This window comes from Stieleria sp. JC731, from assembly GCF_020966635.1.
GTDB lineage: Bacteria > Planctomycetota > Planctomycetia > Pirellulales > Pirellulaceae > Stieleria.
This window is the reverse complement of the sequence record NZ_JAJKFQ010000001.1, coordinates 610,444-622,876: the sequence shown is the minus strand read 5'-3', so window position 1 is coordinate 622,876 and position 12,433 is coordinate 610,444. Positions and strand designations below refer to the sequence as shown.

Genomic DNA, 12,433 nt, shown 5'->3' with positions numbered 1-12,433 from the left:
CACTCTCAGACGCCGAAAAACGTTCGATCAACCACTTGCCGAATCATCATTGGCTGCCGAAGCACCTTCGGCAGCCTTTTGCTTGCGCACTTCGATAAAGCTCTGGATAAACGCATAAAGCGCCCAAGCCGTTGTCGCCATCATGATGACGACTCTGACGATTGCCAGCGTATCGCTACGCCCGATCGCCCCTTTCAGCGGCATCACCAACCCCAGCAGAATCAATAGCGTCGCCAAAACAGCAAGGTGCGCGACAGCCTTGTTCTTGCTGCGAACACCTGGGTTGCAGGCGACCAAGATTCCACCGAAGACGACTGGGATCAAAGCCGTCATTGATGGCGTTTCTGAACCGAGGTATCCCCAAAGCCCAAGGACGATCAAGACGATCGCATTGAGCAGACTGACATTTCCAATATTCATTGATCAATCACTTCCTATTCTGAATCCGGCTTCACGTGGCCGGGCACGACGAGCACCGGATGTGGACTACGACGAATTCGATCATGTGCAAAGCCTTGCCCATATCGATCGTCGACTTCCAATGGCAAAACGATCAGCAACATGTCTTTGTTTTGCAAAGGGCTGGGCGGAGAAACCTCTCCGGCAAGCGGTCGCAAGTGGTAGCTTCGCCCGAGAGAGCTCGCCGTCTTGGCCATCGCTTGATGGATTGACTGATATGTCTTCGTCAGTGCTTCTGTAAAAGCTTCGGTGTCTAACGTTGACCCTTCTGACAAGGCCTCGACGATCGAGCGAATGTTTTCAAACTGTTCCTTCTCGACAACCAGATTCAAATCGACGGTGGCCGCTTCGGCGGATAACCCGAATGCCCATGCGGCGGACCGCTGAATCACATCACATTCGCTGCCAACAACAACCGCCACGTGTGACGTGCAGTTGGCAAGCGACTGATCACTGCGTCTGGTTACAAGCATTGCTGTCGGACACCGCGACAACAAGACATCGATCACCGTCCCGGCGCTATCGGTCCCAACTTTGTCAAAGTCACGTCCAAAGGGACAAGGAACGATTGCCAAATCGACGTCATGACTGGAGAGCGCCGCGAGAATCTTTTCATAAGACTCCGCCGCATCGTTTGTGATCGGGCGAGAGCCGGTAATCTGATCGACGACGCCAATCGCCAAATCATCCGCAACCGCAGCGCGGCCATCCAAAATCAACGTCTCTGTGTTGAAATTAGTACGCAGATAAACGGCGGACTCGATACCGGTTTGATCTTGTGGCGAACCGTCAAGCACCAGCAGAACGCGTGATGGGCGGATCGGCGTGATCGCGGCGGCTTCGCCGACTTTCGATTTTTCGAACATTCGCATCGCCGCGTCGACTTCGCGTCCGATGTCGTCTTGTTGCGAATCTGTCATTGAGGATGTCAGAAGAGTTGTAGAGTCATTGCTGATGGACTCTACAAATGTAGCAGGGATACGTCGCCGCAGTAATCCGGTCGGCGAGGCTTGAACTGGGCATGGAACCAGGAAGCCATCCCTCGGTAGACGTGCGAAGCAGCCAGCTTCGTGAGATCGTTCAATAATTCAATCTTTAAGCGGCTCGCTTCACCAAGTCAGCTTTCACTGGGTCAGCTTTCGTGAGGCATCGGCGTAATCGAGAACTGTGACCCGAACCGGCATAGGCAGTTTCGCGATTTCTTTATCGACATGTGGATCGGCCGTGCCACCGACAACGCGTTGATACCAGTGTCTCGATCGATCGTTGGTTTTGTTTTGGTCTGCCATTGGAATCAGTGTTTGACGAATCCAATCCGCCAAGGTGGCCTTGCCTGCGTCATTTTGCGACATTTCGGCCAACTTATGATCCAGATGTGCAAGACGCATCGCGATTTCGGCAGCGTGGGGATCATTCTCTAGATGGACAGCGACGACGAATTTTTGCGACGCCAAGTCTTCTAGCTTTTCATCGCGGAACAGCGACTTGCTGATACCTTTGGCTGCAACCGAAACATCGACCAAACCGCCGCGCCATCCGGCGGGAACCGCAAAGGAAACTTGAAACACTTTCTCACCTTCAAGCACTTGATGCGCGGTCCAGCGAAGTTTGAAGTAAACACCGCGACCACGATCTACGGTTCCTGATGCGATGACCGCTTGCATCGGAGCATGCTTGCTGTACTGCGATGCGTTGGAGTCTTTGTCGCTGGAATCAGCCCCCATGTGACCTCCGCCCCACGGATGATAGGTCCCATCAACATTGACACCGACATTGTCCGTCGTCTCGCGTTTCTGCGTGATCTCGATCGGTCCGGCATAGTCGGATTCCAATTCGGTCTTGGGCAAATAGCCGACGACCGGATATTGATCTCGCATCGAACACGTGACTAATAGATGGTCGATCGGCGGCGTCATCATGCCTCGGCGTGATTGATCAACCACCAGGGAAGATAACGGGAACGCGATCGTCACTTCGCGATTGTCTCCGATCGCACTGGTGTCGACCGCGGGAACCGCTGCGGGCATATCGAAGCGGACGACTGGTGCATCGGCCAAAGAGTTTTGGCAGGGAATCATGCACAAGCACACAACCAGTGAAATACCTTTCGCAAGTTGCACATCCATCTCGAAATTACTCCTGTTAATCGTCAACAACGTCAACCGGAGTCTTTCCGATGGTGGTTCGACCAGTTCCCTTGGTCGATGGCTTTAGAACGATCGCGATTTGGTTTGCCTTTCCGAATTGGCAACAAAAACCTCCGCGATTGCACCTTGATGATTGAATCGGCCACGCTGATTGACAAGGCTGATCAGGCAAAGGTTTTGAGGCAGGCCCTAAGAGAAAGCTTCATGATGCCGCGCGTGAAACACGATGGATAGAGTTTTTTGCGAAGGCCCGTAGGACCAGTTAACCGTCGCTAACGCGAGGCGGCTAGTGTGGGACGATGCCATACGATAATCGTTGATGCGCGGGCAACGATACTGAGCCGCTTTGGCGCTAGCCGCGGTTGCGTGGCACTGTCTCGTATACGGCTCGGACCTGCCAAGAAAGAAAACATCACACAACCGTCGCTAGCGCGATGCGGCTAATGTGGGATGATGCCATACGATAATCGTTGATACGCGGGCAACGATACTGAGCCGCTTTGGCGCTAGCCGCGGTTACGCGGCATTGTCTCGTGTACGGCTCGGACCTGCCAAGAAAGAAAACATCACACAACCGTCGCTAGCGCGATGCGGCTAATGTGGGATGATGCCATACGATAATCGTTGATACGCGGGCAACGATACTGAGCCGCTTTGGCGCTAGCCGCGGTTACGCGGCATTGTCTCGTGTACGGCTCGGATAAGCCAACAACGAAAACATCAAATAACCGTCGCTAACGCGATGCGGCTCAGATGGGATGATGCCAAACGATAATCGTTGATGCTTGGGCAACGATACTGAGCCGCTTTGGCGCTAGCCGCGGTTACGTGTCACCGAAAATGTCCGCACACCACTCATCGCCGTGAAACGCGAACGCTAACTGTGCATCCGCGCAAGCGCGCTACCTTTGGCAATTATCGCGGTTTCTTCAGTGGACAGTTGGTCTAGACGAGCCATCACGATTTGACGAGACGCAAAATGTTCGGCCAATTTGACGTATGTGGTGTGATGCCGAGCTTCCGATTCGAACAAGCCTTCATAGAAGACCGCCAATTCTTCATCGCGTGGGCGGATGTGTTCCGCCAGTAAACGAAAACGCTCACAACTGCGAGCTTCGATTAGCGATGCGACCAACAATCGATCCACCGCGCGATCCGGTTCTTGGGGCCGCGTCAGCGCGTTCAATTCGCGGCCATAGTGACCGCTTTGCAATCGACGGAATTCAATTCCTCGCTTTTCCAGCAGATCCAAGACCATGAAATAGTGTTCGAGCTCCTCTTCCACAATGCGAGCCATCTCTTCGCACAAGTGTCGGTTTTCGCTGTACGAATTCAGCAAGCTCATCGCGGTCGAAGCCGCCTTGCGTTCGCAGTGAGCGTGATCGATCAAAACCTCTTCCAAATTTTCATCGACCTGGGCAAGCCACCGAGTTGTCGATTCAGATTGCAGGTGCAGCATGAGGATATCCTAAGTCGACCGAAATTCTGTTGCGTTTACGTCAGTCGAAAGAAGTGTTTGCGAAACGACGAGCGATCAATCCGCGAATAAAGCTCGGGCAAAACTGTCGGCATCAAACTTGGCAATGTCATCGATGCCTTCGCCAAGACCAACAAACTTCACCGGCAATTTGAACTGGCGACGGATTGGCAAGATGACTCCGCCACGTGCCGATCCGTCAAGCTTGGCCAACACGATTCCAGTACAACCGGCCGCCTCGCTGAACCCTTTCGCTTGACTGAGCGCGTTTTGACCGGCGGTCGCATCGAGAACCAGCAGCACCTCATCGGGCTCGCGACCGAGTTTCTTTTCGACAACTCGGCGGATCTTTTGCAGCTCCTGCATCAAATTCGACTGCGTCTGCAAACGACCTGCGGTATCGATGATCGCGACGTCGACACCGCTTTCGATTGCCTTTTCGACCGTTTGGAACGCGATGCTTGCCGGATCGGCCCCCTGCTTTCCGGTCACGATGTCGCAACCGATTCGCTCGGACCAGATTGTCAACTGTTGAACGGCGGCGGCACGAAACGTGTCACCAGCACCGAGCACCACTTGCTTGCCGGACTTAGACAGAAAACTTGCGACCTTCCCAATCGATGTGGTTTTGCCGCTACCGTTGACGCCAACGACCAGCACCACACTAGGCTTGTCATCGAGATTCAGTGGGGCTTCGTCTTGCCGGAGCATCTCGCGAATTTGCTCGGTGATCGATTCGATCACTTCTTCAAACTGGACTTTGCGGCCGCGAAACTTCTTGGCAATTTCATCGCGAAGTTCTTCGGCGGGCCCGGCCCCCATATCGGTGCGGATCAGTTTGCCAAACAACTCGCCCAGAAATTCGTCATCGACCAGCCTTCCTTCACCTTTGAAAAGGTCACGGATGTCGGTGTTCAGCGCCCGTCGTGTTTTCTCGAGGCCGTTTCGAAATCGTCCAAACAATCCGCCACCAGGCTGACCACCACCGCTAGGGGTGACCTGTTGTTCGGATGAACCTGTCGCTTCGGCAGCTGGCTGCTCCGGGGCGGATTCTTCGGATTTCTTCTTTGATCGCCAAAAAGCCATGGGAAGTATCTATCAGGTTTAGTCGGAGCCGTCGGTATTGAGCTGGCGCCGTTTTAATTTCAGTTTGTGCGTCGCTTGAAGACCTGCGAGCCCAAAGCGGGAAAATCTCGCAGAGCACCGCGATCTCTGACTGACGCTCGCCAGTTCTGCAAAAACGATGCGGGCCGGCTAAAGTTTGCCGAAAAACGGGGTGTCGCGATACCGGGTGTTGCCCTGCTGTCCATTTTCAGCCAGCTCGTCCCCGGGACACACGTCACACGGTGGAACTTCTTTGCAGGCGGAAAAGTTTAACTGACAGGACAATCTTTCGCAGTCCTCTCGTGCAGACCGCTGATGTTTTCAGCCTTCACAAATCACTTAGTTTGAGACCAATCGACCGACGCGGCTTCCCGATAACGCTGGTGACGACAGAGGCGACGCGTCAGAAGGTCAAGTCGCAGCTCCGACACTGAATTCTTTTTGATCAATCGACGGGACGGCATTTATGCCCATCGCGAGGGACGAAAGGACACTTGAATGTTTGGAGAGGTGCTGGCCCGACCAAATGAGGGTCGCAACGGCCCGCGCACCTTGGTCGCGGGCGTTACTCGTTGTTGCCCTGCCCTTTTATCACACCCAGAAAATGGAATTCGGGAGAATTTAAAGCGATGAAGCTTAGCAAAATTGCCATGCTGGCTGCGATTGCCTGCGCGTCTTACACGAGCAGCATGACCGCCAGCGCTAACGACTCGATTGAATTGGTATCTCACTGTGCAGCTGCATGCGATTGCGGCGAGCCAGTTTGCGGATGCGAAGCTATCGACAGCGGTTGCGATCCTTGTGGAGACGCTTGCGATGTTGGTTGCGACGGCGGATGCGACTCGGCTTGCGGCTGTGGAAGCGGCTCACTTCTTCCTGGTCTTCTAGGCGACTGCTGCCTTGGCGACCAATGGTCACTATTCGGCGAAAACTGCGGCTGGGCAGCCGGCGGTTGGGTTCAAATGGGCTACCACAGCAAAGCACTGCCTTTGTTCAACAGCCGCCCTGACAACTACCAACTGCACCAAGCATGGTTGTACGCCGAAAAAGCAATCGACACCTCTTGCGGTTTCGATATCGGCGGACGTATCGATTACGTTTACGGTACCGATGCCCCTGACACCCAATCGTTCGGTATCAACAACGATCATTGGGACAACGGCTGGGATCATGGCAACGACTACGGTCACGCCATCCCACAATTGTACATGGAAGCTGGCTACGGCGACTTGTCTGTTAAAGTCGGACACTTCTACACCATCATCGGATGGGAAGTTGTGACCGCTCCGGACAACTTCTTCTACAGCCACGCGTACACCATGTACAACAGCGAGCCCTTCACCCACACCGGTGCTTTGGCTACCTACAACGTCAGCGACTCGGTCACCGCTTACGGTGGATACGTTTTGGGCTGGGACAGCGGCTTCGAAGACAACGGCGACGCTTTCTTGGGCGGATTGTCGGTTGCTCTGAGCGACGACTTCACGCTGACCTACGCTACCGTCGGTGGACGTTTCGCAGACGACCGCATCACGACCGAGCAAGGCTACATGCACTCGATCGTTGCTGACGTCGCTCTGACTGACAACCTGCAATACATCTTCCAAAGCGACTTGCTCGACACGGAAGACAACGCTGGTAACGTCAACCGCAAATCGTTCGACATCAACCAATACCTGATCTACACAATCAGCGATTGCTTGGCAGTCGGCAGCCGCTTCGAGTGGTACAACGTCGAAGGAAATATCCTTAACGGTACCGCTGCTGGTGTCGATTCGGACATCTACGCTCTGACCATGGGCGTTAACTACAAGCCTCACGCCAACGTCTTGATCCGCCCAGAACTTCGCTTCGATTGGGACGACGACTTGGTTGCAGGCCTGGAAGATGGCGACGATCAAACCACCTTCGGTGTTGACACGATCTTCATGTTCTAAGCGTCTTCCGACGCAGATCAGCCTGATCATCATCTCCAGCGACCGCCTTCCGAATTCGGAAGGCGGTCGTTTTTTTTGCGCGCATCGTCGTTAGCAACAGCCGTATTTACCTCCACCTGGGGTCCGCCGCGATCGACAAGGCTGCTCGCCGCCCAGGAAAACGCTGCGTGACCGGTACGGATTAACACCCGGTGTTAAGGCAGGCAAAATTGGCTAAATGCGAAAACCAAAAAGATCAGATTTTTCGGCGCAATCATCCCGATACATCACGTGGAAGATGATCAAGCGGCTCTCGATCGACGTCCCGCAAGGCGGACGAAGCGGTCGTCGGTGTGCCGCGTCGGCACTCCGATGACACATATCGAAGTTCTAGATCCCGAAACGAATGGATTCGTTCCGGAGCGGACTCAAAGGAAGACCCATGAAACGAAAACTGCTTTTCACCACAATCGCGATGTTGTGCTTTGGCTCAACCGCAATGGCCGGTGGCCCCGCTGCCGGAAACTATCAGGCTGTCTATCAAGCCGCCCCTGGCGCGATGGGCCAAATCGCACAAGTCAGCTGTGATGAAGTGACTTGTGGCTGTGAAACCCCGTGCGACTGTGAAGCTCCCAGCTGCGACGGTGCTCCCGATTGCGGATGTGCTGAACCAGCTTGCGGATGCGAAACCATGACCTGTGACAGCGGATGCGACTCCGGTTGCGAAATGGGCTGCGATGGCGGTTGCGACAGCGGCTGCGGTTGTGGTGCCGGTCTGCTCGGCGGGAAACTTGGCGACTGCGACCTAGGCGATCCCTTCAGCCTGTTCGGCGAAGCTTGCGGTTACTCCGCAGGTGGTTGGGTTCAAATGGGCTACCACAACAATGCGTTGCCATTGTTCAACAGCCGCCCCGATGAATTCCAACTGCACCAAGCATGGTTGTGGGCGGAAAAAGCGATCGACACCTCTTGCGGTTTCGACATCGGCGGACGCATCGATTACATCTACGGTACCGACTCGCAAGACACACAAGCGTTCGGCATCGGCAACGATCACTGGGACAACGGCTGGGACAACGGACCTGACTACGGTCACGCCATGCCACAGTTGTACATGGAAGCCGGCTACGGCGACTTGTCTGTTAAGGTCGGACACTTCTACACCATCATCGGATGGGAAGTTGTGACCGCTCCGGACAACTTCTTCTACAGCCACGCGTACACCATGTACAACAGCGAGCCCTTCACCCACACCGGTGCATTGGCTACCTACAACGTCAGCGATGACATGACCGTCTACGGCGGATACGTCCTTGGCTGGGACAGCGGTTTCGAAGACAACGGCGACGCCTTCTTGGGCGGTGTTTCGTTGACCCTTAGCGACGACGTTTCGGTCACCTACGCAACCGTCGCCGGCCGCTTCGCTGAAGACCGTCTGACGAGCGAGCAAGGCTACATGCACTCGATCGTTGCTGACGTCGCTGTCACCGACAACTTGCAATACATCTTCCAAACCGATTACTTGGATACGGAAGATTATCAAAGCAACGGCGTTCGCAACACATTCGACATCAACCAGTACCTGATCTACACGATCAGCGACTGCTTGGCTGCCGGCGGACGCTTCGAATGGTACAACCAAGAAGGTGTCTTCACCAACTACGGTACCGAAAGCGACTTGTACGCTCTGACCTTGGGTTTGAATATCAAACCACACGCCAACGTCATCGTTCGTCCCGAAATCCGCTTCGATTGGGATGACGATATGGTTGCCGGCCTGGATCAAGGCGACGACCAAACCACCTTCGGTATCGACTCGATCTTCCTGTTCTAATCGACAGAACGAAGTCAAAACGATTCCCGCAAAGAGACGCATCGATCAGCAATGGTCGATGCGTTTTTTTTGTTGCGCGAGCAGACGGAAGCGGGAGGATTGCAAAATGAACAATGCAAACTGCGAAATGAATCCCCGCATCCCATCCAGGCTCCCCTCTCCAACCAAACTTGTTTGAGGAAGAACAGCCGGGATTGAGGGGGCCAAGCGAAACCAAGATCTTCCCAATCGCCACACTCGGCATCGTGTTCCATCTAAAAGAAAACGCCGATGGCGGGGGGGCCATCGGCGTTATAAAAGTCGGAAGTCGGGACGGCTAGAAATCTAGACGTGGGCTGACCTGATCGGATCAAGCACTCTTGGTCGTGGGCATTTGGAACAAGTTGTACTTACCCGAGACCACATCTTCGTCGATCGTGTACACCTTGCCGGATTCTTGATCGGGCAATTCATACATGATGTCCAACATCACTTCCTCCAAGATGCCACGTAGACCTCGGGCTCCGACGCCTTTGTCGAGGGCACGACGGGCAACTTGGTGCAATGCTCCTTCGGTGAAATGGAGTTCACAGTTTTCCATTTCGAAGAGTGCCTGGAACTGCTTTGTCAAAGCGTTCTTTGGCTCGCGGAGCACTCGAACGAGTCCTTCTTCATCCAGTTCTTGCAAGTAGCTGACAACAGGCAGACGACCAACCAACTCGGGAATCAAGCCGAACTGCATGACGTCTTCGACCTGGATTTCCGCAACGAGTTCCGCAGGGGTTTGCTCGTTCAGCTTTCCAGCCCCTTCGCCGAAGCCCAGGGTCTTGTGCCCCAGACGTTGACGAATGATGTCTTCGATACCGACAAAGGTACCGCCGACGATGAACAGGATGTTGCTGGTATCCAGCTGGATGTACTGTTGCTCGGGATGCTTGCGTCCACCCTGCGGCGGAACATTGGCAACGGTGCCTTCGAGCATCTTCAGCAGACTTTGTTGAACGCCTTCACCAGACACGTCACGTGTGATGGAGACATTGCCACCAGTCTTGCCGATCTTATCGACTTCATCGATGTACAGGATGCCGCGTTGTGCCGCTTCGACATCAAAGTCTGCCGCGTGCAAAAGCTTTAGCAGCAGGTTTTCGACGTCTTCACCAACGTAACCGGCTTCGGTCAACGTGGTCGCATCACCGATCGCGAATGGTACGTCTAACATACGGGCGAGCGAACGCGCCAACAAAGTCTTACCGCTACCGGTTGGACCGCAGAGCAAGATATTGCTCTTTTCGATCTCGACTTCGCTGTTGCCTTCCCAGTCGCTGGTCAGACGCTTGTAATGATTGTGGACGGCGACTGCCAAAACGCGTTTGGCGGCCGATTGGCCGATCACGTATTCATCTAGATGCTCGACGATCTTGCGCGGCGAAGGAATCTCTTTGAAGAGTTTCTTGCTTGGTCCGCGTCGTCGTTCCTCTTGCTCAAGTATGGATTGGCAGAGGTCGATACATTCGGCACAGATGTAAACGTCGCCAGGTCCTTCGACCAGCGGGCCGACATCACGATAGCTTTTGCGACAAAACGAACAGTAAGCGTTCTTTTTGTTCGACGAGCTACCGCGAGTAGTATTGTTGTTATCCTTGACGGGCATAAACGACTCCTATTGCGTTCGCAAAGCCTCATCTAATTTGACCGCGTAGGGAATTGCAAAGCGATTGCCAATCGCGTCGGCGCTACGCATCCCGTCAAATTATACGAGACGATACAGAACTGCTTCGAACGGTTCGGCCCAATGTCCAAGCAACCTCATCGTTGTCCGTTACCGGTCAAGACCGGAGGGAGGGGACAACAAGGAGTCATCCATAACGGATGCCTGAACCCTGGTTGGTAAACGAGTTGGGTAAAAAGTTTCCGAAGCCGATTGCCCAGTTGAAATTGGGAGGGCCAACTGCGGAAAAGTTGTTCGCGTTCCGGCGTTGGATCAATCGAACCGTTAAACGGATCGATGGAAGGTCCAGATTATTTGTTCAGGCAAATCACTCTGTTGATTTGGATTCGGAAACCGAATCCTCACCCTCAGGGCTTTCGCCGTCACGGGTTTGACTCCGAGACGCTGCCTGTATTGTTCGGAATTCTTCTTCGCTGATGTCACCTTTCAAACGCATTTCTTCCAAGTTTAGAGGCTCATCAGGGCCCGCTTCCCAGTCTCCACTGGTGTAGTCGCGCAACCTTGCCACGAGGAAAAATGCGGCCAAAGACAAGACGGTCATAATCAGCAACGCAAGACCAGCCTTCACTGCTGGATCACTCATCAATCCCATTACTACCGCTCATCTCTAACACGTTCTTGGGACACCTTTGCCAGCTAGTCCGAGAACACTGCATGATACGAGTGTCCAGGACGCATGGTCCAGCAGTTTTGCCCCTGTGAAACAAGTTTTTCGTGTTTCACGAGCTTTTAGTCAACATCGATTTGCCAGCTTTTGCCGGCACGATCCCGCTGGCAGACCCTCTGATCGATCTGCGACTTACTGAACATCCGCCAGGCATCAACTGTTCTCGCGGACCACTTCGATCGCTTGACGTGCCAGATTGATGCCGGACCGCCCGTGCCCATAGGCCCTAAAGATGACCGGGCCCGCAAAGCCACTTTGCGTGAGCACTTCCCAAACTCGCCCCATATCAATGTCACCATGGCCAAAGGGCTGATCACCGCCGTGTTCCAAATCCGGCTCGCATAGGTAAACACAACTCAAGCGATGCTGCATTCGCGCCAAACGGGCTCCGATCGGGAATTCGCCACCCATCACCATTTCGCCCACGTCGGCTGCCAATCCCAAAGAAGTCTCCTGACCGATCCATTGCCCAAAACGTTCGAAATGGGCCACCGTCGCGATCGCATGCTCGGTCACCGGACGCAGCGCAAGGCTTGTTCCGTTGCAAGCTGCGAACTTGGACAAGTCGGCCGTGGCATCGGCCAAACGCTCCAATGTACCTTCACTTTGTCCACACCCTCGACCACTGGAAAAAGTAATCGCGACCGGACTCATCACCGCTGTCGCTTCGATCCAAAACCGTAATTTCTCCGCCGCCGCATCGGCCTCTTTGGAATCAGCACAGGCGAGCGACCAAGGCAGGTGCGAATCCAACCGATCAAAGAAAGGCGCATCCAGATCAATCACCACCTGCATCTCGTGATCCTTGCAGGCCGCCGAAATTTCTGCGGTGCGGTTTTCAAACCATCCCAACCGCGGATCCCATGCCCCGCGCTGCGGACTAATCGCGATCGCCCCAAATCCCATTTCCGCCAAGATCGGTACCAGATCAACGACGTCATGAAATTCGAGACTGCTGCAATGAAATCCGGGCGTCATGGTTCCTGATGGCCTGGTGCGATTGAGTCGCCGCATCGCGAAACGCCAAGCGGCTATCAATTCATTCTAACCACTAGCGATATCGGCACGGTGATTGTGCCAGCGGACACGCCGCCGCATCGCAATAGAGAAGGTTGATGAAA

Annotated in this window: 10 protein-coding genes; 2 read left to right on the top strand and 8 right to left on the bottom strand. The window is 54.3% G+C overall.

Annotated features, from left to right (window positions below; all coding sequences use genetic code 11):
- Positions 1–27: 27 nt before the first annotated feature.
- From LOC67_RS02100 to ftsY, 5 genes are all read right to left on the bottom strand, one after another.
- The gene (locus LOC67_RS02100; protein WP_230260841.1) at positions 28–420 is read right to left on the bottom strand and encodes a hypothetical protein; all 393 of its coding nucleotides are present in this window, start codon (positions 418–420) and stop codon (positions 28–30) included.
- Positions 421–434: 14 nt separating this feature from the next.
- The gene (locus tag LOC67_RS02095) at positions 435–1,379 is read right to left on the bottom strand and encodes a universal stress protein (protein WP_230260840.1); all 945 of its coding nucleotides are present in this window, start codon (positions 1,377–1,379) and stop codon (positions 435–437) included.
- 204 nt (positions 1,380–1,583) lie between these two features.
- Entirely contained in the window at positions 1,584–2,585 is a 1,002-nt protein-coding gene (locus tag LOC67_RS02090; protein ID WP_230260839.1) for a hypothetical protein, read from the bottom strand.
- Between the two features lie 898 nt (positions 2,586–3,483).
- On the bottom strand, positions 3,484–4,065 hold the full coding sequence (locus LOC67_RS02085) for a tRNA-(ms[2]io[6]A)-hydroxylase (RefSeq protein WP_230260838.1): 582 nt from the start codon (positions 4,063–4,065) through the stop codon (positions 3,484–3,486).
- Between the two features lie 75 nt (positions 4,066–4,140).
- The gene (ftsY, locus tag LOC67_RS02080) at positions 4,141–5,169 is read right to left on the bottom strand and encodes a signal recognition particle-docking protein FtsY (RefSeq protein ID WP_230260836.1); all 1,029 of its coding nucleotides are present in this window, start codon (positions 5,167–5,169) and stop codon (positions 4,141–4,143) included.
- A 707-nt stretch (positions 5,170–5,876) separates the two neighbouring features.
- Between ftsY and LOC67_RS02075 the strand changes: the two genes are divergently transcribed.
- Together LOC67_RS02075 and LOC67_RS02070 are read left to right on the top strand one after the other, a co-directional pair.
- Entirely contained in the window at positions 5,877–7,124 is a 1,248-nt protein-coding gene (locus LOC67_RS02075; protein ID WP_410001116.1) for a porin, read from the top strand.
- A 421-nt stretch (positions 7,125–7,545) separates the two neighbouring features.
- Complete coding sequence (locus LOC67_RS02070) at positions 7,546–8,937, top strand: porin (RefSeq protein WP_410001108.1); 1,392 nt, start codon at positions 7,546–7,548, stop codon at positions 8,935–8,937.
- Between the two features lie 349 nt (positions 8,938–9,286).
- Here LOC67_RS02070 and clpX read toward each other — a convergent pair whose 3' ends face one another.
- The 3 genes from clpX to LOC67_RS02055 form a co-directional block, all read right to left on the bottom strand.
- The gene (clpX, locus tag LOC67_RS02065; RefSeq protein WP_230260833.1) at positions 9,287–10,567 is read right to left on the bottom strand and encodes an ATP-dependent Clp protease ATP-binding subunit ClpX; all 1,281 of its coding nucleotides are present in this window, start codon (positions 10,565–10,567) and stop codon (positions 9,287–9,289) included.
- A gap of 385 nt (positions 10,568–10,952) precedes the next feature.
- Positions 10,953–11,228, bottom strand: coding sequence for a hypothetical protein (locus LOC67_RS02060; protein ID WP_230260832.1), 276 nt, complete (start codon positions 11,226–11,228; stop codon positions 10,953–10,955).
- A gap of 237 nt (positions 11,229–11,465) precedes the next feature.
- Positions 11,466–12,290 (bottom strand): sugar phosphate isomerase/epimerase family protein, encoded by an 825-nt coding sequence (locus LOC67_RS02055; protein ID WP_230260831.1) that lies wholly within the window; start codon positions 12,288–12,290, stop codon positions 11,466–11,468.
- Between the last annotated feature and the right edge of the window lie 143 nt (positions 12,291–12,433).